The sequence below is a fragment of the Nocardia sp. 2TAF39 genome (assembly GCF_052114905.1).
GTDB lineage: Bacteria > Actinomycetota > Actinomycetes > Mycobacteriales > Mycobacteriaceae > Nocardia.
In genome coordinates, this window is sequence record NZ_JBFRFQ010000041.1 from 12,041 (window position 1) to 32,270 (window position 20,230).

Annotated in this window: 19 protein-coding genes; 9 read left to right on the top strand and 10 right to left on the bottom strand. The window is 66.8% G+C overall.

Going from position 1 to position 20,230, the window contains the following annotated elements; translation table 11 throughout:
- Nucleotides 1-158 precede the first annotated feature (158 nt).
- The gene (locus tag AB4Z47_RS22920) at nt 159-3,869 is read right to left on the bottom strand and encodes a caspase, EACC1-associated type (RefSeq protein WP_441953376.1); all 3,711 of its coding nucleotides are present in this window, start codon (nt 3,867-3,869) and stop codon (nt 159-161) included.
- Nucleotides 3,866-4,297 carry a hypothetical protein gene (locus AB4Z47_RS22925; RefSeq protein WP_441953377.1) on the bottom strand — a complete coding sequence of 144 codons (432 nt, stop codon included), beginning with the start codon at nt 4,295-4,297 and terminating at the stop codon, nt 3,866-3,868. Before AB4Z47_RS22925 ends, AB4Z47_RS22920 begins: the two co-directional genes overlap by 4 nt.
- Nucleotides 4,298-4,704: 407 nt before the next feature.
- Between AB4Z47_RS22925 and AB4Z47_RS22930 the strand changes: the two genes are divergently transcribed.
- From AB4Z47_RS22930 to AB4Z47_RS22945, 4 genes are all read left to right on the top strand, one after another.
- The gene (locus AB4Z47_RS22930) at nt 4,705-5,295 is read left to right on the top strand and encodes a YbaB/EbfC family nucleoid-associated protein (protein WP_441953378.1); all 591 of its coding nucleotides are present in this window, start codon (nt 4,705-4,707) and stop codon (nt 5,293-5,295) included.
- Nucleotides 5,296-5,297: 2 nt separating this feature from the next.
- Nucleotides 5,298-5,645, top strand: a complete 348-nt coding sequence (locus tag AB4Z47_RS22935; protein ID WP_441953379.1) for a hypothetical protein — start codon at nt 5,298-5,300, stop codon at nt 5,643-5,645.
- The gene (locus tag AB4Z47_RS22940) at nt 5,642-6,538 is read left to right on the top strand and encodes a hypothetical protein (protein WP_441953380.1); all 897 of its coding nucleotides are present in this window, start codon (nt 5,642-5,644) and stop codon (nt 6,536-6,538) included. The genes AB4Z47_RS22935 and AB4Z47_RS22940 overlap by 4 nt, the downstream gene beginning before the upstream one ends.
- A 437-nt stretch (nt 6,539-6,975) precedes the next feature.
- A complete protein-coding gene (locus AB4Z47_RS22945) occupies nt 6,976-7,374 on the top strand; it encodes a hypothetical protein (RefSeq protein ID WP_441953381.1) in 399 nt (132 codons plus the stop codon).
- Between the two features lie 335 nt (nt 7,375-7,709).
- Here the strand turns inward: AB4Z47_RS22945 and lipA are convergent, their stop codons facing one another.
- The 5 genes from lipA to sucB form a co-directional block, all read right to left on the bottom strand.
- On the bottom strand, nt 7,710-8,825 hold the full coding sequence (gene lipA, locus AB4Z47_RS22950) for a lipoyl synthase (protein ID WP_441953382.1): 1,116 nt from the start codon (nt 8,823-8,825) through the stop codon (nt 7,710-7,712).
- 10 nt (nt 8,826-8,835) lie between these two features.
- Nucleotides 8,836-9,588, bottom strand: coding sequence for a lipoyl(octanoyl) transferase LipB (lipB, locus tag AB4Z47_RS22955; RefSeq protein WP_441953383.1), 753 nt, complete (start codon nt 9,586-9,588; stop codon nt 8,836-8,838).
- Between the two features lie 500 nt (nt 9,589-10,088).
- Nucleotides 10,089-10,625, bottom strand: a complete 537-nt coding sequence (locus AB4Z47_RS22960; protein ID WP_441953384.1) for a GNAT family N-acetyltransferase — start codon at nt 10,623-10,625, stop codon at nt 10,089-10,091.
- Nucleotides 10,622-11,530, bottom strand: coding sequence for a TIGR01777 family oxidoreductase (locus AB4Z47_RS22965; protein WP_441953385.1), 909 nt, complete (start codon nt 11,528-11,530; stop codon nt 10,622-10,624). Before AB4Z47_RS22965 ends, AB4Z47_RS22960 begins: the two co-directional genes overlap by 4 nt.
- A 16-nt stretch (nt 11,531-11,546) precedes the next feature.
- Nucleotides 11,547-13,250, bottom strand: a complete 1,704-nt coding sequence (gene sucB, locus AB4Z47_RS22970) for a 2-oxoglutarate dehydrogenase, E2 component, dihydrolipoamide succinyltransferase (RefSeq protein WP_441953386.1) — start codon at nt 13,248-13,250, stop codon at nt 11,547-11,549.
- A gap of 258 nt (nt 13,251-13,508) precedes the next feature.
- Between sucB and AB4Z47_RS22975 the strand changes: the two genes are divergently transcribed.
- Nucleotides 13,509-13,871, top strand: coding sequence for an oxidoreductase (locus AB4Z47_RS22975; protein WP_441953521.1), 363 nt, complete (start codon nt 13,509-13,511; stop codon nt 13,869-13,871).
- Nucleotides 13,872-13,903: 32 nt separating this feature from the next.
- Here AB4Z47_RS22975 and AB4Z47_RS22980 read toward each other — a convergent pair whose 3' ends face one another.
- Together AB4Z47_RS22980 and AB4Z47_RS22985 are read right to left on the bottom strand one after the other, a co-directional pair.
- Nucleotides 13,904-15,415, bottom strand: coding sequence for a leucyl aminopeptidase (locus AB4Z47_RS22980; protein ID WP_441953387.1), 1,512 nt, complete (start codon nt 15,413-15,415; stop codon nt 13,904-13,906).
- Between the two features lie 9 nt (nt 15,416-15,424).
- Nucleotides 15,425-16,234 carry a TetR/AcrR family transcriptional regulator gene (locus AB4Z47_RS22985; RefSeq protein ID WP_441953388.1) on the bottom strand — a complete coding sequence of 270 codons (810 nt, stop codon included), beginning with the start codon at nt 16,232-16,234 and terminating at the stop codon, nt 15,425-15,427.
- 111 nt (nt 16,235-16,345) lie between these two features.
- Between AB4Z47_RS22985 and AB4Z47_RS22990 the strand changes: the two genes are divergently transcribed.
- The 4 genes from AB4Z47_RS22990 to AB4Z47_RS23005 all read left to right on the top strand — a co-directional run bounded on the left by AB4Z47_RS22990 (nt 16,346) and on the right by AB4Z47_RS23005 (nt 19,464).
- Nucleotides 16,346-16,963 carry a GNAT family N-acetyltransferase gene (locus tag AB4Z47_RS22990; protein ID WP_441953390.1) on the top strand — a complete coding sequence of 206 codons (618 nt, stop codon included), beginning with the start codon at nt 16,346-16,348 and terminating at the stop codon, nt 16,961-16,963.
- Nucleotides 16,964-17,037: 74 nt separating this feature from the next.
- Nucleotides 17,038-17,181: a hypothetical protein gene (locus tag AB4Z47_RS22995; RefSeq protein WP_441953392.1), complete on the top strand. Its 144-nt coding sequence runs from the start codon at nt 17,038-17,040 to the stop codon at nt 17,179-17,181.
- Nucleotides 17,178-18,272: a glycine cleavage system aminomethyltransferase GcvT gene (gene gcvT / locus AB4Z47_RS23000; protein WP_441953394.1), complete on the top strand. Its 1,095-nt coding sequence runs from the start codon at nt 17,178-17,180 to the stop codon at nt 18,270-18,272. The genes AB4Z47_RS22995 and gcvT overlap by 4 nt, the downstream gene beginning before the upstream one ends.
- A gap of 94 nt (nt 18,273-18,366) precedes the next feature.
- Nucleotides 18,367-19,464 (top strand): branched-chain amino acid aminotransferase, encoded by a 1,098-nt coding sequence (locus AB4Z47_RS23005; RefSeq protein WP_441953396.1) that lies wholly within the window; start codon nt 18,367-18,369, stop codon nt 19,462-19,464.
- A gap of 1 nt (nt 19,465) precedes the next feature.
- Here AB4Z47_RS23005 and AB4Z47_RS23010 read toward each other — a convergent pair whose 3' ends face one another.
- On the bottom strand, nt 19,466-20,179 hold the full coding sequence (locus tag AB4Z47_RS23010) for an MBL fold metallo-hydrolase (protein ID WP_441953398.1): 714 nt from the start codon (nt 20,177-20,179) through the stop codon (nt 19,466-19,468).
- Nucleotides 20,180-20,230: the final 51 nt, after the last annotated feature.

Here is a 20,230-nt window from a genome sequence, read left to right on the forward strand (position 1 = left end):
CCTCCTCAAACTAAGATATCTTCTTACTAAGAAGCGATCTTAGTTTACGATTACCCGGGGCGGCCTTGAGCCTGATAGTTGTGCGGACGGCTTGATGGTCGACGTGGCGGGTCGTTTGCCGCATCCGTTGGCTCGAGCGCGGCCAGGTTGCCGACGAATCACCGACTGAGGAACCCGTCGTCGACGGTGTCGTAAAGACGCCACGCGGGTAGCCGGACGGCAGCGATGCGGCCGGACGGGTCCTCTCGGAGTCCACGCCGCAGGAGCATCAGGCGCAGATGACGCGCGTGATCCTGTCCTTCGCTCGCACCGGCATCCAACACCATCGCTGTCTTGGCGCCGTCGTCCCAGTGGAGTATCGCGTCGGTGCGGTGTCCGCAAACCGTTTCCCGGAGTTCGACTTTCGCCCCTGGGCGGCGGCTGGCGAAATCGAAGAGACGGTCGTGTAGTTCGTCGAAAGCGGTACTGCTGGTTGGTTCGCCCGTTCCGTTGTCGGCGGAGTCCAGCAGGGCGATTCCGATCCGACGCTGCGCCCACAGGTCACGATTGCCGATCATGATGAGGTGGGAGCGCGCACGAGTGATGGCCACATTCCACAGATTGAGTTGGCTGTCGATCCAGTTGACCGAGCCCCGAGGCATATCGGGCGTGGCGACCAGCGAATAGATCATGACGTCGCACTCGCCGCCCTGGAATGTGTGTACGGTGCCCACCCGCACGTGGTCGAATTCCTGGCCGAGCTGTTGCCGGATGACGTCGGCCTGTGCCTTGAACGGAGTGACTACACCCACCGTGGTGTCCTCGGCCATCCGTCCCGGCTGGAGCAGAAACTTTACGGCGGTGACGACCTTGTCCACTTCAGCCCGGTTGAGCCAGGACTTGCCGGAGAGCGGTTGCTGTGCTGCTCCTGGGACATGGGTCCAGTGGATCGCGGCGCGGTCGGCGATGACGGGACGCCCGCGGACATCGGTCATCACCGTGAGCCGACCGTCGTAGAACAAGCCGTTCACCAGTTCGGCGATGCTCGGGTGGCACCGGAAATGCTCGTCGAGCAGGAGGTGGCCGCCCGCGGCCCGTTCACCGGCCCGGAAGCTGGAGTGGCGGCGGTAGGACATGCGGTGGCTCTCCAGCCACGCAAGACTCGGCCCGGAGTTTCGGGCAGCCCGGGCCTCCTCGTCGGCGTCGAGTTCGGCGATGTGCGGCAGCTGCATCGGGTCGCCGATGATCAGCGCCCGGCGGGCCCGGAAGAGCAGCGGAAGCACCTGCGGGATCGAGCACTGACTGGCTTCGTCGATGACAACCAGGTCGAACAGGGCAGGCGACGGCGTGAAGTATCTGGCCGAGAGCGCGCTCACTGCCCATGCGCGGATTACGGGGAGCGCGGCATTGAGCGCCTTCCACGTGCGGCCGCCCTCATTCGCATCTATGAGGTCGGCGATCGCCCGCTGTCCGCGTCTGGCGGCGGAGCGGACAGCGTTGTCCAGCACCATCGTGGAGGCTTGGCGAACCCCGTACTCGGCGGCGTGGAGTCCGTTGAGGAGTTCGATATCCTCAGGCACGTTGTCGATCTGTCCGCGTGTGGTGCGCCACGTATCTTCTGCGGCGGCGAACTCGGCGAGCGCCGCGCACCCCTCCGCGGCTGATATTCCGGATTCGGATATTCCCCAGCGGCGCAGTAACCGAGTCTGCCGAGCTTTAGGGAACAGGCGGGCTCGACCTGTGCGCTCGGCTTTACGGGCGACCGAGTCCGGGCGGGCCTGTCCGAGCCGGGAGATCAGCTCGGTGACCGATAGCCGCAGTCGCGCGGCGTACGCTTCCCGTGCTCGACCGGCATCGAGGAGCACGCTCTCCAGTTTCGCGACGTCGCGCAGCAGTGTGCGCTGGGCGGTGAGTGTCTGCTCGGCACGGCGCAAGGCCGTGGCAACGGTCGCTGAATTACCCTCGGGCGCAGGGAGTTCTCGCAATGCGCGTAGCGATCTACCGGCGGCCTTCCGGTACTCGATGTTGCCCGTGCGGATGATGCTGCCCGGGGACAGCTTCTCGCACCGGTCCCAGACCTCGTCGACGGCCTGATTGTTCGTCGACGCGACCAGAATGGTCTGGTTGTTGGCGACCGCGGTTGCGACGAGGTTCGTGACCAGCTGACTCTTGCCGGTGCCCGGCGGCCCGGTGGCGATGGTCAAGCGCTGCGACATCGCCGCCCGGAGTACTGCTTCTTGGGCTTCGTTGCACGGCAACGGGGTTGCCAGTTGGAAGGGTCTGGTCTCGGGCGGGTGCGCGTTTCGTTCCCTGGGATCGGGCGAGAGTGCGGCGAGGGCAGTGCGTCCGATCTTGTCGACCTGCTGCTCGATGTCGTCGAAGTCCCCCAGCAACTTGGCTGCCGGGCTGGCGCTGCGGGGCACGCGAAACAGCACCGCGGCGTTTCTGGCTCCGTCTTGGGGGATATCGGCATCGATGCAATCGGCCAGATCATCGGGCCGGAGTTTCTGCACGCACTCGATCTCCAGTTCCTGGGTCAGGACCTTTCCGATGTCGTTCGCCATCAAGGCATGCTGGCCGACATGCCAGGTAGGACGGTACTGCTCGTTGAATGCGGTCGACGTGCCTTCTCCGAGTCGTTCCTCGACGAGGCCGGGATGAACGACCACCGGGCCGGTGGGCTCGAGTCGCACCCCGTGCTCGGTGGGCACGACCTCGACCCGCCGCACGAGCAGCGGCGCGAACCTGTGTCGGGTCCGGTTACGGGTTCTCCCCTGATTCTGCAGCACCACGGCCGGATATCCCGCCCACAGTTCGTCGTCCGCCCCGGTCGCCTGCTCGACGAGATCCGCGGTCTCGGCGGCTACCGCGACACGATGGTCGGCATCCAGGTCTCCGGACAGAAACCTTTCCGCGCCGGTCAAGCACACATGGGACACGCCGTGGTCGTCCACCGACAACATGGGCATCGCGCCATGTCCGACACTCAGGCAGCTTCGGTAATACGCGAACAGTTGCGGCCAAGTCGGGTGCGACGGCGCCTTCGCCCCGCCCGCTGCCCGCGCCGAATCGCGTTCGGCATCCGTGTGTCGGGGGACCGACGTCAGAGTAGGCGGACCTTGTGGGCGGGACGCGATGACGATGCGGTCGTCGACAAGCACAGCGGACTTGACCGGAACCTGTACGGCGCGCGTCCGCATCCGCTGGTTCACGTAGTCGAACAGGTCGTCGACTGTCACTTCGCCCGTTTCCGGCTTGGCCGCATCCCCGTTGCGCAGTGCCTCGACGATCTCACCGGTGAACGCCGACGGCGTAATCACGGCGGCGTCGGGAGACCCGGCGAACGAGTCTTCGCCGGCCCGCGAGGACGACAACACAAAGACGCCACGGCTTTCCACCGGCGGCCGTTCGCGAAACTCGCTGGTTCCCTTGGTAGTTCGATCGGCAGTACGCAACCCGAGCGCGAAACCTCCGCTGCGGCAGCAGTCGATCATCAAGAGCTTCTGCGGGGCAACGCACTGCTCGAGCTGGGCGTTGACAAACTCGGCGCCGACACCGGTCGTGGCCACGTGGTCGAAATCGGTATCTGTCGCGATGAACTGGAATTCCGAGTTGGACTGCACCAGCCGGGTGCCGTGGCCGGAAATGTACACCAGCGCCAACTCGTCGTCGTCGCAGCTCTCGAGGAACTCGCCGATCTCGTTGCACATCCGTTCGGCAGTGCAGTCGGCGACGGGACGCACCTCGGTGAAGGCGCCGATCTGTCGATTCAACAGAACCTGCCCCAGAAGCGACACGTCAGCGCGCACGGACGGCAGGGGTGCGAAGCGATGGTCGGCGTAGTGCTCATTGCCGATCAGCAGGGCTCTGCGTCGGAGGACTCTGGTCACGATGTGCTGGCTTCCTGACCGTGCGCAGGATCGTCGGAATCGTTCGCATCTCCGGCGGAAGCGAAGAGTTCCACGATCTGCTGGAGTTGATCGGCGGACTGCCCGGCGATGATCGCCGAGTTTCCCTTATACGTGAGTTCGACTCGGCGATGTCGATCGCGCGCGCACCACTCCTTGATCAGCGTGGTCAGGACTCGTGCCCCGGCGGCCGCGACAGGGGCGGAGACAGAAGCCCACAGCACGAGGTCGCTATCGACACCCCCCTTGCGGTCACCGGTGGCCGGTGCCGCGCCCCCTTCGATGAATCCTGCGGCGATACCGTCTGCCGCATCGAGTTCATCGCGGAGTTCACGGGTCAATCGCTCGGCTCTCAGCGTGTCGCCGCCGGTACGAACTCGTATCAGCCAGCTGCCGTCTTCGGACGCCATACCTCCCCCTTCGATCTTGGTTTGTGGACTGATTATGTCCGGAGTGTGCCAGTGCCCGGGCCCGAATCGGCAACCGTGCGTATTTCGGTATGTTGTCGAAAGTCTGTGCGACACCGTATATTTCGCCTTTCGGCGATAACGGTGCACTCGAACGCAACGACTCCACCGCTTCGCAGGCACAGCGATCTGCTGACCTGAGGGAGATGTGTGGGGCTCGCATCCGTTCTGAGATCCCGCTCTTCGCCTGCGGAGACCACGAATATCGCATTCGTGGGAACCGATCGGGACGCTGTCGCGTCAGTGATGGGTAGGTCGATGACTGCAACCGGTGACGTTGGTTGGGTTCTGCGGAGCGGCGTGCTCATCGGCTCGGTCGGTCTAGGAGAGTCACGAACGAAGGAGTGTTGATGGCGGGATTCGATCCGAGCCGTGTGGTGGAGGACTTCGCGCAGATGGCAGCTGATTTCGAGCGTCAGGCGAACCGGTTTCAGGAGTTGCAGGGCCGGATGACGGCGCTCGCGGCCACCGAGTCGAGCAGTGGCGGGCGGGTCAGTGTGACCGTTGACGGCAATGGCGTACCCATCGCCATCAACTTGTCGGCGAGCACGCGGGGGATGGATCCGGCGGTCGTCTCCGCCGAGATCATGTCCTGTCTGCGGCGGGCCCAGGCGAAGCTGCGCGCGCAGGTGACCGAGATGGTGCAGGACATGGTGGGTGATGATGCAGCAGGCGCGGCGATTGTCGAGCGATTCGCCAAGCAGTTTCCGGATCCCGAGCCTACTGAGACAACGCCGCCGGAGTATTCCGCGCCGGCGCCTCCGTTTGCGCCGCCGCCGGTGCCGCCCGTCCACTCCTCGACGCAGCCTGGGCCCGCGGCGCCTTCGTCGGGTGGGTCTACCCCAACGGCGCGCAGCCGTAAACCCAACCGCGAACAGATCGTCACCCCGGATGAGCCGGACCCCGACGAGGAGTACTACCGGAAGTCGTGGCTGGTGTAATCATGACCAATCCTGATGCGTTCTCGGTGGATCCCGACGAAGTGCGCGATCATGCCGCGAAAGTGCAAGAGCTCATGCAAAGTTTGACCTTGTCGCTCGAGGCTGCCACGTACCTGGGCGCCGCGGACGACGGCTACGGAGAGATACCGCGTCCGTGGGTGAAGCTGGTGTTGGACGACAATCACCGCAACACCATCGACGTGATCCGCAAACTGGCCGAGGATGTGGCCGTGCTGCCCGACAAACTACGCACTGTCGCAGCGACATTCGAAGACACCGACGGCTCCTTCGGTAACTCACTGACCGAGCTGCTGGAAACCATCGCCGACGCACAGGAAGGTGCGAAGTGAGCACGGGGATCGGTAACTGGCTCAACGAGAACACTCCCGGTTTCGACGACCGGCCCAAGCCGAAGAACAACCCGTTGATTGCCGAGCACACGGACTATCGGGAGGAGTATTTCCAGGAAGACGTCTTCTTCCTGTCGAACGTCGGTCTCGCGAAGGACGAAGAGACAGGTGTCCCCGGGGTTGTGCAGGGCACCATCGCGGGAGATGCCTGGGAAGCGTACTCGAACCTGCGGAAGGGCGACACGCTCAATGCGATAACCGGTGGCATCGCCCTCGGTACGACCTTGAAGGATGTGCCCTCAGACCCGTTCGGATTCGTGGGAGATCAGATCGCAGGGTGGATGCTCACCCACGCCGAGTACTACCGCAAGATACTCGACGGGCTCGCCGGAAACGGCGAGATGGTCAAGGGCTACTCCGATACCTGGACCAACATCTCCACAGCGCTGACCGACATGAGCAGCACGTGGAAAACGGGGCTGGAGCGAGACATAGCGACGTGGACCGGTAGCGCGGGAGACTCCTACCGAATTCGGGCCGCGGAGCTGACCGACAAAGTTCTCGCAGCGGGCGGGGTGGCTGCCGGCCTCGGCGCCACCATGAAGACGGCATCGGAGATCGTCGCGGTCTACCGCAAGCTGGTGCAGGACATCCTGACCAGCCTCGCCGGTGCGCTGATCGGGTACACCTTCGAATTGACAGTGACAGCCCTTGCCGCTACTCCGCATGTCATCTATGCGGTGTTGGCGAGATTCGCCCGTGACGGCTTGAAAATCTCGATGCTGCTCCGCGATATGGCAGATGCCTTCACGGATTTGAACATGCTCACCGGGGCGGTTACCGCTGTAATTTCCGCCCTGCTCGGCCCGGAGGAAGAACAGCAGCCCGCGTAGCGCGTGCTTCGGCGTACGACTGTTCGCGGCCATACCTCGCGAACAGCCTTCACAGACTCGCGCAAACAGCCTTCACAGACTCGAAGGGAAAACCGATCGTGGATAAACAGCATGTGCCGGGGCAGTATCCCGGGGCGCCCGGAGACATCCCTTTCGCGCCGCCGCAGCCCGGCCCGGGAGGCTTCGGCGCTCCAACCCCGCAGCCTTATGTGCCGCCTGGTGGCCTGACGCCCAACACTTTTCAGCCGCACCGGTACGGATCGTCGGCATCACATCCGGGCGAAGCGGCCGCCTCTTATGTAACGCCGGAGCCGAATACCGTGGGCCCGCACGGCTTTCTGCTGAAACATGGCACCGCAAACGACCCGGTGGATGCCTACCACCCGGAGCCGGGGGAGACAGGGATCGTCATTGACGCCTCGTACTACCGATGGTGGATGGCTGTGTACTTGTACGCGACAACCAAGCCCCGCATCTACGTAGACGGCATCGAAGTGCCAGATGTCTCCTGGGGCACGACACAGGTTCCTGTGGCCCCTGGCTTACACCACATCGAGGTCTGCACGGGGAAGACCCGCTGGTTCTTCCGGAACTTCATGAGTGGCTGGGCGTTCGACATCGGATTCGCCGACACCGTTGTTCCGGTAACTGACGGGCGCCGAACACCCGTCTACTACCGCCCCCCTGCGCTGCGCATGTGGCCAGGTGCAATCGGCCCGAAACCGCCGCGATGGCCAGGATTGAACTGGATGCGGTTCACTTGGCTCATCAGCGCCGTGCTTGTCGGGTTCTTCGGCCTGATGGCGTTCACCGCGGTGCAGAAGATACTCAACTGATCACCGCAGAATTCCGAACCGGCATGTGCGGGCGCGGGGAGGTGGCTCTGCGAAGACAGGTGCTGGTGTCTGGACGGTGGTCTTGCATGGTCGCCCGATCCGGACTCGTTTCGCGGAGCGCGAGCCGGGTCCGGCCCGCCACACGGCAAGGACCGGCTTGCCGGATGCGGCCCTGCAAGAGCCGCCCACGACGGCGCGAGCGACGACAAGAACGAACGAAGGTCGCCGCGAGTGCGGGCAGAAGACCGGCTGCTACCTCGCGAGCTTGCCGGAAGGCCGGTCGGTGAATCTGCGCGCCGCCGACAGCACGATCAGCGGCACTCGACTCGGCGTTGTCAGCTCCCGAAACGGGCGAGGACGGAACTGGCTTCTTGCGACGCCGTTCCCTCCTCTGCCAAATGCGCCATTTCCGGTGCGATTTCGCGGCCATGGTGGGCCATCGCCTGGGCGTACAACCGACCCGCCCGGTAGGAGGAGCGGACCAGCGGCCCGGCCATAACCCCCGCGAAACCGATCTCCTCGGCCATCTTCGAGTGCTCCACGAACTCCTCTGGCTTCACCCAGCGGTCGACCGGATGGTGGCGGGGGGAGGGCCGCAGATACTGGGTGATGGTGAGGATGTCGCAGCCCGCTTCGTGCAGGTCACGCATTGCCTGGGTGACTTCCTCCGGAGTCTCGCCCATGCCGAGGATCAGGTTGGACTTGGTCACCAACCCGGCCTCGCGGGCCGCGGTCAGAACCGCCAGGGAGCGCTCGTACCGGAACGCGGGCCGGATGCGCTTGAAGATGCGGGGCACGGTTTCGAGGTTGTGGGCCAGCACCTCCGGGCGCGAGGAGAACACCTCGGCCAGCTGGTCGGGGTCGGCGTTGAAGTCCGGGATGAGGAGTTCGACACCTGTGTTCGGGTTCAAAGCCTTGATGGCGCGAACGGTTTCGGCGTAGAGCCAGGCGCCGCCGTCTTCCAGATCGTCGCGGGCGACGCCGGTGATGGTGGAGTAGCGCAGGCCCATGGCCTGGACGCTCTCGGCGACCCGGCGCGGTTCGTCGCGGTCGAGCGCGGCGGGCTTGCCGGTGTCGATCTGGCAGAAGTCACAGCGGCGGGTGCACTGTTCGCCGCCGATGAGGAAGGTGGCCTCGCGGTCTTCCCAGCATTCGAAGATGTTGGGGCAGCCTGCTTCTTCGCAGACGGTGTGCAGGCCTTCGCGTTTCACCAGGCCCTTGAGTTCGGAGTATTCGGGGCCCATGGTGGCGCGGGTGCGAATCCACTTGGGCTTGCGCTCGATCGGGGTCTCCGCGTTGCGGGCTTCGATACGCAGAAGTTTGCGGCCGTTGGCGGCACGAGCTTCGGGCCCGGAGGCGGTAGCTTGCGTAGCCACGGAGGGCCCAGGGAGTGTCGCGGCAGGTTCGGCTGCGGCTCCGCTGTGTGGTGTCGGGGTGTCGACTGAGGTCACTTCAGCGACCTTACGCCGTCGCGGTCGGCGGCTGCGGGGCAGTCTCCGCCGGTGTGACGCGGGCGATATTGTGCTCGGTTACCGGCAGTTCGCCGTCGAGGGCGCGGATGATCGCGTCGGTCACCGACGGCTTCATCTCCGCCACGGTCACCTCGCGGCCGAGCTCGCGGGTGAGCGTGGTGACGCCCGCGTCGCGGATACCGCACGGGACGATGGCCTGGAAGCCGTCCATGGCCGAATTGCAGTTGAACGAGAAGCCGTGCAGGGCGACACCGCGCTGCACGCGGACGCCGATGGAGGCGATCTTGCGTTCGGCGTACAGCTCGGTTGCGGGCAGCCAGACACCGGAGCGACCCTCGACCCGGCCGCAGGTGAGGCCGAGGCCGGTGCAGACGGTGATCAGCGCCTCCTCGAGGCGGCGCACGTAGTTCACCACGTCGACCGGCTCGGCCAGGCGCACGATCGGGTAGCCGACGAGCTGGCCGGGGCCGTGCCAGGTGATCTTGCCGCCACGGTCCACCTCGACGACAGGGCTGCCGTCGATCGGCAGGTCCTCGGCCTCGGTGCGGCGACCCGCGGTGTACACCGAGGGGTGTTCGAGGAGCAGCAGATGATCGAATCCGCTGCCCTCGGCCCGCTCCGCGGCGATGGTGCGCTGCAGGTCCCAGGCGGCGTGGTAGTCGATGAGTCCGAGATCCTCGACCACGATCGGGGCCGAATCGAATCGGGCGGACCAGGTGGTGCGCGTGTCGTTCACAGCCATGACGGTACGCCCAGGATGATGTCCGATTCCAGCACCTCGATGTGGGAACCACCACAAGGCGATCGGGTTTGCCGGGGAAGAGCTGGGCTGATCCGGAGGTTGGTCACCCGCTCAGCGCCATGAACAATATGAACTCAGCGACGGTACTGCCACGAGGGGGTGCGGCGAGCATCTTCATCGCGGTCGCGTCGGAATGCCGACGAGCGCTCAAAGGGTGCTGTCTACGAACGGTACGGTGCCCTCCGTCGCGATCATGTCGAGGGATGGCGGACAGCTCAGCGGATTTCGCCCTGCCGCGTCAGCTGCATGAGTGCCCAATCCGTCCACCGACCAGACTAACAACCTCGAGCAGGAATCCGAAGCGCCCCTGCAAACAGGATCGGCCCGGGGTTGCTCGATTCGATCGCCCACCATGGTGTGCACAGTGCCTGGGTGATGAGCGGCGAGCAGTGCGACGCCCCCTCATCGTGATCGCATCAAGGGGGACGACCGGCAGCGGTTCAGTCGACGTCGACCGGCAATGTCAGCTGCATGAGCGTCAAATCCATCCACCGCCCGAACTTGTGCCCGACCTCGGGCAGCACACCGACGGTGCGGAATCCGAAGCGCTCGTGCAACAGGACCGACCCGGTATTGCTCGATTCGATCGCGGCGATCATGGCGTGCACGGTCCCGCCGCGCCGCGCCCGCTCGACGAGCTCGGTGAGCAGGGCGCTGGCGACACCGCGGCGGTGGAACCGTCCGTCGACGTAAACCGAGTTCTCCACGGTGAAGCGGTACCCCGACTTGGTGCGCCACGGACCATAGCTCGCGTAACCCGCCAGCTCACCGTCGATCTCGGCGGCCAGCACGGGCAGCCCGGCCCCGGTGCGAGCACGGAACCAGCTGGTGCGCTCGTCCAGCCCGACCTGCTCGGTGTCCCAGATCGCAGTGGAGGCGGCGATGTTCGCATTGTGGATAGTGAGGATCGCGGGCAGGTCGGTGGGGTTTGCATCGCGGATGACGGCGGCGGGCCTGGTGTCTAGTCGGTCGGTCATCGGGCACCTCCGGGGCGTCCCACCGCGGACGCGAGCGCGGCACCGATGGTGGGATGCTGGAACTGGTAGCCCGCCTCCTCGAGGGCCGTGGGAATCGCTCTCGGGCCGTGCAGGATCGCCTCTTGCGCGAACTCGCCGATCAACGTGCGTAGCACGAACGCGGGCACCGTGAACGGAGTTGGCCGGTGGACGGCCCGCCCGAGCGCGCGGTTGAACTCGGCATTGGTTACCGGTGCGGGGCCGACCACGTTGACCGGCCCGGCCATCGTGTCGTTGCCGAGCGCGAAGACGATCGCGCCGATCTCGTCGGCCATCGAGATCCACGGCGTGTACTGGCGACCGTTGCCGAGCCGTCCACCGAACCCGAGCGAGTACAGCGGTTGCAGCACGCTGAGCAGGCCACCGGTGCGCGAGAGTACGCCTGCGCTGCGCAGCAGGACCGTGCGCACGCCTGCGTTGGCAGCGGGCTCGGTGGCGGCTTCCCAGTCCCGGCACAGTGTGGCGAGGAAACCCGAACCGACGGAGGAGGTTTCGTCGACCACGCGGTCTCCGGTGTCACCCCCGTAGTAGTGCACGCCGCTGGCGTTCAACAGCACTGGAATGCCGGTGGCGACGACCGCGCTCGCCAGCACGTCGGTGGGGGTGATCCTGCTGTCGCGCAGTTCTTGTTTGAAACTGCCGGTCCAGCGACGACTTCCCACGTTCGCGCCGCACAGGTTGACCACCGCATCGGCGCCGCGAAGCGCCCGCTCGTTCAGGTCGGCGCGGGCCGGGTCCCAGGCGAATTCGTCCGGGCCCGCGGCCTTTCTGCGCACCAGTCGGGCGACGTCGTGCCCGTCGCGGCGCAGAGCCGCGACGAGCGCTGTCCCGATCAGCCCGGACGAGCCGGCGATCACGACCTTCATACGTGCCGGAGCTTCCTTACAGGCCGAGGTCGGCCTCGAACGCCGCTTCCTCGAGCCGATGCCGGATCGTGGTCAGGAAGCGACCGGCGTCGGCGCCGTCGATCAGGCGGTGGTCGTAGGTGAGCGGCAGATAGCACATCGAGCGGACGCCGATGGACTCGTTGCCGGTCTCGTCGGTCACGACGACCGGGCGCTTGACGATCGCACCCGTGCCGAGCATGGCCGCCTGCGGCGGAACCAGGATCGGGGTATCGAACAGCGCGCCCTGGCTGCCGATGTTGGTGATGGTGAAGGTGCCACCGGCCAGCTCGTCGGGCTTGAGCCCCCCGTTGCGGGCGCGGTTTGCGATGTCGGCGATGGCGCGCGCCAGGCCCGCCAGCGACAGGTCGCTCGCGTTGTGGATCACCGGGGACAGCAGGCCCTGGTCGGTGTCGACGGCGATGCCGAGGTGCACCGAGGCGTGGTAGGTGATCTCCTTGCTCGACTCATCGTAGCTGGCATTGACGTTCGGGTGCACGCCGAGCGCCTCGACGACGGCCTTGGCGAAGAACGGCAGGAACGTCAGGTTGACGCCCTCGCGGTTCTTGAACGACGCCTTGGCCTGGCTACGCAGCGCGGCGACCTTGGTGACGTCGGCCTCGTGCACCTGGGTCAGCTGCGCGGTGGTCTGCAGTGACTCGCGGGTCTTGGTCGCGGTGATCTGGCGAATGCGGTTGGCCTTCTGCACGGTGCCGCGCAGGTGGGCCAGCTGCGGGCGCGCCGCGGCAGGGGCCGACGGCGCCTTGGCGGCGGCCGGGGCGGGTGCGGCCGGTGCCGGTGCCTTCTTGGCCTCCGCGGCGGCCAGCACGTCCTGCTTGCGGATGCGGCCGCCGACACCGGAACCGGTGACCGTGGCCAGGTCGACGTTGTTCTCCTCGGCCAACTTGCGGACCAGCGGGGTGACGTACGGGATCGCTCCGTTGTCGGACGCGGCGGCGGGTGCCGGGACAGGCGCAGGTGCCGGGGCGGCGGCAGCCGGGGCAGGTGCGGGAGCCGGGGCGGGTGCGGCCGGTGCCGGTGCCGGGGCAGGCGCGGGAGCCGGTGCAGCGGCCGCGGGAGAACCGCTACCGATCACACCGAGCTGAGCACCGACCGGGACGACGTCGTCTTCCTGCGCGGTGATCTCCAGCAGGGTGCCCGCGACGGGGGACGGGATCTCGGTGTCGACCTTGTCGGTAGAAACCTCGAGCAGCGGCTCGTCGATGGCGATCTCGTCACCGACCGCCTTCAGCCAGCGGGTGACGGTGCCCTCGGTGACCGACTCGCCGAGTTCCGGCATCTTGACCGGAGTGCCGTCACCGGACGGCGCGGGCGCAGCTTGGGCGGCGGGGGCCGGTGCCTGCGCGGCAGGGGCGGGCTGGGGTTCCGGGGCGGGTGCCTCCTGCGCGGGGGCTGGAGCCGCGGCCTCCGGAGCGGGCGCGGGCGCGGACGAAGCCGCCTCACCGGGCTCGCTGATGACGCCGAGTTCACCGCCGACCTCGACCACATCGTCTTCCTGGGCGACGATCTTCGACAGCACACCCGCCGTGGGGGACGGGATTTCGGTGTCGACCTTGTCGGTGGAGACCTCGAGCAGCGGCTCGTCGACCTCGACCGTGTCTCCTTCCTGCTTCAGCCACCTGGTCACCGTTCCCTCGGTGACGCTCTCACCAAGAGCGGGCATCTGGACGGAGAAGGCCATGTCCGTTGACTCCTCTGACTGCTCGACGGGTTCTACAACAGCTGATCTCACTGCGGACGCCCGTCGCGGGTCGCGTCGTGCATCCGACAGCCACCGATCATTGTGGTGGCACCGGAGATCTGTGTGGTTCTTGTACCGCGGTCCATCCTTGCATTCGTCCGCGAACTGCGAAGCAGAGGGCAGCCAACTGTACGGAGCTGGCACTATGGGATGACCGGCGGTGAACATTCCCCGGTGCTGGAAAGGAGGTCGGCGTCGTTGGGTTTGCTGGATCGTTTCCGAGGTCGCGCGGGCCGGGGTGGTAGTGCTCTACGTGCGGGTTCGGTGAAGGGCGCGGACGCGCGCTATCTGGCCGAGTGGGTGCGCACCCACGTGGGAGTTGAAGGCTACATCGAGCCGAAGACCACGGTGACCGATGTCACAGTCGTTCTTATTGCCGCTGATGGTGAATGGACGCGCCGGATCGTCGGCGAACGCGGGGCCCGGCGGCTTGCCGGAGATTTGCGAATCCCCGTTTACGACGTGCGCAAGACCGGGTATCCGCAGCGGATGCGCGACTACGACGCCCGCAAGCGCGTGCAGCGGCAGCGGGCGTTGGAAGAGGAATTGCGCGAAATGTAGGGGCGCCGTCCGAGCGACGACGCCCCCGCGGTTCACTCGGCGGCGATGTCCTCGATCACCGTGATGAGTGTTCGGACCGGCACGCCGGTGCCGCCCTTGCCGATGTAGCCGAACGGGCCGCCGGTGTTGTAGGCCGGGCCCGCGACGTCGAGATGCGCCCACTGCACGCCGTCCGGGACGAACTCCTGGAGGAACAAGCCCGCCGAGAGCATGCCGCCCCAGCGGTGTGGCGCGACGTTGGCCAGGTCGGCGATCTTGGAGTTCAGATCGGCGCGCAGCTCGCTGGGAAGCGGCATGGCCCACCCGTTCTCGCCGACGTCGCGGGAGATGCGGGCGACCCGGTCGCGGAACTCGTCGGTGCCCATCACGCCGGGTGTGCGGGTGCCGAGCGCGACCATCTGCGCGCCGGTCAGCGTGGCCACGTCGATGAGGTAGTCGGGGTCGTCCTCGGCCGCGCGGACGATCGCGTCGGCCAGGATCAGACGGCCCTCGGCGTCGGTGTTGAGCACCTCGACGGTGGTTCCGCCGTACTGGGTGAGTACGTCCCCGGGGCGCTGCGCGGTGGCCGAGGGCATGTTCTCGGCCATCGGAACCGTCGCGGTGACGGTGATCGGCAGGCTCAGTCGTGCGGCGAGCAGCGTGGTGGCGATCACTGCGGCCGCACCGGCCATGTCCGAGGTCATGTTTTCCATGTTCGCCGCGGGCTTGATGGAGATGCCGCCGGTGTCGAAGGTAATACCCTTGCCGACCAACGCGACCTTCTTGGGCCCGCCCGCGTAGCTGATCCGGATCAGGCGCGGCGGACGCGAGGAGCCCTTGCCGACGCCGAGTACGCCGCCGTAACCGCGTGCTTCCAGTGCCTTTTCGTCGAGCACCTCGACGGTGAGACCCGCGGCCTCGGCGAGTTTCTCCGCTCGGGAAGCGAACTCGGCGGGGAACAGGTGGCTGGGCGGTGTGTTCACGAAATCGCGCGCGGTGGCGACGGCTTCGGCCGTCAGCTGAGCGCGGAAGAACACCTCCTCGCCGAATCCCGGCTCGGGCACGAGGAACTCGACGCGGGCCACGGGGCGTTCGTCCGGCTTGGGCGCGGACTTGTCCGACCTGAACGGCGTGAACGAGTAGGCGCCCAGGTAGAAGCCCTCCACAGCGGCGCCGAGATCCAGGCCCGACAGCGTGGTCACCACCAGTTCGGTACCCGACAGCGCGCGGGCGGCCACCCCTGCCGAGCGGCGGATCTGCTCGGCATCGGCCTTGTCGGCGGCGCCGAGCCCCACGGCGAGCACGCTGGACACCCCGTCCAATCCCGCCGGGGCCGGAATCCGGGTCAGCTCTTCGGCCTTGCCCTTCGCGCCGACCGCGCCGAGCTGGTCGAGCAGCTCCGCGCGCACCTCGGCGGTGAGCACGTCGCCGAACAGGTCCTCTGGCACGATGGCGGGTCCGTCCTCCGACGATGTCAACCCGACGACGAGCACATCGGTGTCCGCGCCGATGGTCTCGGTGCGTGCCAGTTCCGGTCCGAGCGAGCGATCTGCAACAGCGGTCATGGGCCCAGGCTATTCGGTCGGTTCCAGGTGCCGCACCGCGACGCCGTCCAGCAGCAGTTCCACGCCGACGTCGAGGAGGTCGTCGAAGTCCAGGTCGAGGCCGGCCGGGTCGGTGGTGAAGAAACGGTGCAGGACCGGGCGGGTCGCCGGGTCGAGCAGCTCGGTCAGGTCGTGACGCCGCGCGGCCGATTCCGCGTGGGATTGCGGATTGCCGAGGCGGTCGGTGCCTTCGGAACTCCACAGCAGCGCCAGACCCTGAACCAGGCCGGACAGCGACAGGTAGATCGCGAACGCGGTCTGCCTGGACAGGTCGGGGTGGTCGAGGGCGGTGAAGTTGCGTTCGAGGATGTCCAGCAACGCGGGGCCGAGGGGCGGACGGGTTCGGGCCAGGAGGGGCAACATCCACGGGTGCCTGCGGTAGAGGCGCCACTCCTCGCCTGCCTCGTGTCGCAGCCGCGGGCGCCAGCTGGAGCAGCGAGGCGGAGGCGGGGGAATTTCGTCGAGCACCAGCTCGGCCATGCTCGCCAGCAATGCTTCCCGGTCGGGGAAGTGGCGGTAGAGGCCGGCCGTCGCGATGCCGAGCACGCTGGCCAGGCGGCGCATGGTCAGACCGTCGATGCCATCGCGGTCGGCCAGGTCGACGGCGGCGCGTGTGATGGCGACTCTGGTGAGCCGCGTCGGCCGCGTGGTGCGGCGAGTGGGTGGTGCGTCGTCGCGGCGGGCACGGTAGGCGCGCGCTTGGCAGGACCGGGAACAGTACTTGCGTTTGCGGCCGCGTGTGGGTTGGGCGAGCTCGTTCCGGCACATCTCGCACGTCATCAGACGCTCTCATTTCGACACACGAATAGGTGTGACGAAATACTAGCAAGTGGGCTGTGACATCCCTAGATTGACAATCACACACGCTGTTCACATCGAAAGGGTTGGCGGATGCAGCTCACCACTCGGCAGGCGAGTACCCGGGACCGCGACGCGCTCATCGAGGCGTTCTGCGCGGCCAGCGTGGACGAGGTGGTGACGGTGTGGGTGCTGGAGGGGCAGCCGGACGCGGGCTTCCGGACCGCGTTCGTGCCGGGCCTGGTCGACCGCGCACTGCGGGACGACGAGATCTGGGTCGCTGGGGCGGATGAGGACATGTGGTCCGTGTCGATCTGGCAACACGTCACCTCGGTGGAGCGGTTCACCGGGGAGGCCGTCGAGGCGCGGGCACTGGCCGAGAAGACACCCGCCGTGCGCCCGCTGCGTCGCGCGGCGTTCGTGACCGAACTGCTCGCCCGCGAACACCCTCGTGAATTCCCGCACCAATATCTGCAAGTGATCGTCACGATGCCGGAGCATCGCGGCAAAGGCGCAGGTGCCGCGATCCTCACGCACCGGCTGCGAGCCGCCTCCGAAACGGGCATCCCGGTCTTCCTCGAAGCGAGCACCGAACGATCCGCCAGCCTGTACACCCGCTCCGGCTTCACCCGGACCGGAGCGACCCACACACTTCCGGAAAATGGCCCAACCCTCATCCCCATGTGGTTCCGCCCTGGGGCCGCCCGTTGAGTGGCACATGGGTGCGACTGATCGCGACCAGGTTTCAACCGGCGGTGCAACACAGCTGAAGACTCGAGCGTTGCGTGCCGCGGACGTTCGTGTTCGTCGAGGCGGCGGTGCATCAGGATCCGGTTGCCCAGGGCTCGGTGCTGGCAGGCCAGTGTGCGGGCCTACCAGGCGAGGATCAGGCCGACGGCTGCGCGTTCCCGGATAAGCTCGGCGGGTGACCGATCTGCTGCGAGGACCTATTCACGCCGTTCATGTCGAGTTGGGTGCGACGTTCGCGCCCTTCGGTGGGTGGGAGATGCCCGTGTCCTATGCGGGGACAGTCGCTGAGCATCAGGCGGTTCGCGCCACGGTCGGGCTGTTCGATGTCAGCCACCTCGGGAAGGCGACAGTGCTCGGGGCTGGGGCGATGGCGTTCGTGAACTCCGCGCTCACCAATGATCTCGGCCGGATCAGGCCCGGCAAGGCGCAGTACACGCTGTGCTGCGCGCCGGACGGAGGAGTGATCGACGACCTGATCGCCTACTACGTGAGCGACGAGGAGATCTTTCTCGTGCCGAACGCCGCCAACACCGCTGCCGTCGTCGCGGAGTTGCAGAAGGACGCGCCCGAGGGTGTCACCGTGACGGACGAGCACCGCGACTACGCCGTGTTCGCGGTCCAGGGCGTCCGCTCGACCGGGGTGCTGACCGCGCTCGGCCTGCCCACCGAGCTCGAGTACATGGCTTACGCCGATGCCGAATGGGACGGCCACCCGGTCCGGGTGTGCCGCACCGGGTACACCGGAGAGCACGGCTACGAACTGCTGCCCCGTTGGGACGACGCCGAACCGCTGTTCCGCGCCCTGGTCGAGCAGGTGCGCGCGGCCGACGGCCAGGTTGCCGGCCTGGGCGCCCGTGACACGCTGCGCACCGAAATGGGTTACCCGCTGCACGGGCACGAACTGTCGCCGGAGATTTCCCCGGTGCAGGCGCGCTGTGGTTGGGCGGTCGGCTGGAAGAAGCCGGAATTCTGGGGCAAAGCGGCACTCGAGCAGGAGAAGTCGGCCGGACCGCGCCGACTCTTGCTGGGACTCGAAGCCCTTGATCGTGGCGTACTCCGCCAGGGACAGACCGTGCTCCGCGCCGGCAAGCCGGTCGGTGAAACCACGTCTGGCACGTTCTCGCCCACGCTGAAAGTCGGTATCGCGCTGGCTCTGCTCGATACCGACGCGGACATAGCGCCCGGAGTCGAGGTCGAGGTCGACGTGCGCGGCCGCCGGTTGCGCTGCAAGATCATCCGCCCACCGTTCGTGCAGACGAACACCAAGTAGCTGCGCGCAGTGCGGTGTGGTGTGCGGGAGGCCACCGGCCATGGGCCGGACCACGGGCGTAACCGGAAAATCGCTCCCGGATAGGATCATCGGCATGACCATTGCCGCACAGTTCACCCATGTCCCGCATCCCGCGCCCGTCCCGGCGCAGCGGCGACAAGAGGTACTGACGGCGCCCGGGTTCGGACGATTCTTCACCGACCATATGGTGTCGATCGATTACACCGACGGTGCGTGGACCAACGCGCGTGTGGAGCCGTACGGCCCGCTGGCCCTGGACCCGGCGACGATGGTGTTCCACTACGGCCAGGCCATCTTCGAGGGTTTGAAGGCCTACCGCCAGAGCGATGGCAGCGTCTCCTGCTTCCGTATCGACGCGAACGCCACGCGTTTCCGCAAGTCGGCCCGCCGCATGGCGATGGCGGAGCTGCCGGAGGAACTGTTCATCGAGTCGGTGCGCCAACTGCTCGACGTGGACCGGGACTGGGTGCCCGCGGCGGGCGGCGAGGAATCGCTGTACCTGCGGCCGTTCATGTTCGCGACCGAGGCCGGGTTGGGTGTGAAGCCCGCCGCGTCGTACAAGTACCTGCTGCTGGGTTCCCCGGCGGGTGCGTACTTCCCCCGCGGTGTGAAGCCGGTGCGGGTTTGGCTGTCCACCGAGTACGTGCGGGCGGCGCCCGGCGGTACCGGTGAGGCCAAGGTCGCGGGCAACTACGCCGCTTCTTTGCTCGCCCAAGCCGAGGCCTCGGCGCAGGGATGCGATCAGGTCGTGTGGTTGGACGCGTGTGAGCGCCGCTACGTCGAGGAGATGGGCACCAACAACCTGTTCTTCGTCTTCGGCTCCGGCTCCGAGGCACGGCTGGTAACTCCGGAGCTGTCCGGCTCCTTGCTGCCGGGCATCACGCGGGACTCGCTGCTGACCCTTGCCGCCGATTCCGGCTTCCCCGTCGAGCAGCGCAAGATCTCGGTGGAGGAGTGGCGAAAGGGCGCCGAATCCGGTGAGCTCACCGAGGTTTTCGCGTGCGGCACCGCTGCGGTGATCACGCCGGTCGGCTGGGTCCGTTCCGGCGAGAGCGAGTTCACGATCGGCGGCGGTGAGCCCGGCGAGGTCACCATGGCCCTGCGCGACACGCTCACCGGCATCCAGCGCGGCACCTTCGCCGATATCCACGGGTGGATGCGCGGGATGTGACTCAGCCCGGCATGAGCATGTGCCACTGGTCGAGGGTCTGCGGGCGCATGACGTAGTTGTTGTCCCGGACAGTGGACAGCGCGGCGTTCGGTTCCTGCGAGTACCAGTGACCCGGGTAGATCACCAGGTCGTCGGCGAGCGCCGCGAGGTAGCGCAGGCTGCGGAACATTTCGTCCGAGTCGCCACCAGGGAAATCGGTGCGGCCGCATCCGTCGACGAACAGGGTGTCGCCCGCGATCAGACGGTTGTCGAACAGGAAGCACTGGCTACCCGGAGTGTGTCCTGGCGTGTGTAAGAGCTCGATGTCGAAAGCGCCGACGGTGACTTTGTCACCGTGCTCATGACCGGTCAGCTCGCTCTCGGCGATGCCGGTGACGTTGGCCACCCACGGCACCTCCTCGGCGTTGACATGCACTGGGACACTTGTCTTTTCGAGTAACTCGCGCACGCCCCGGAGGGTGAAGCCGAGCATCGTGCCGCCCACATGGTCGGGGTGGTGGTGGGTCGCGAGGACACCAGCCAGCCGTAGACCGTCTCCTTCGGCGATATCCACGAGGTCGCCCGCCGCGTACGCCGGATCGACCACCACGCACTCGCCAGTCTCCCGATCGCCGATCAGGTACGCGAAGTTGCGCATCTGCGTCGCGATCGGATCGCCCACGGCGTAGTCGCGTCCCGACAACAGTTGGCGAAAATACAGGCGCTCAGAAGGCATACCGCCCACCTTATTGCCCGACTCGGATGATCCGCGCGGCACGGCCGGAAA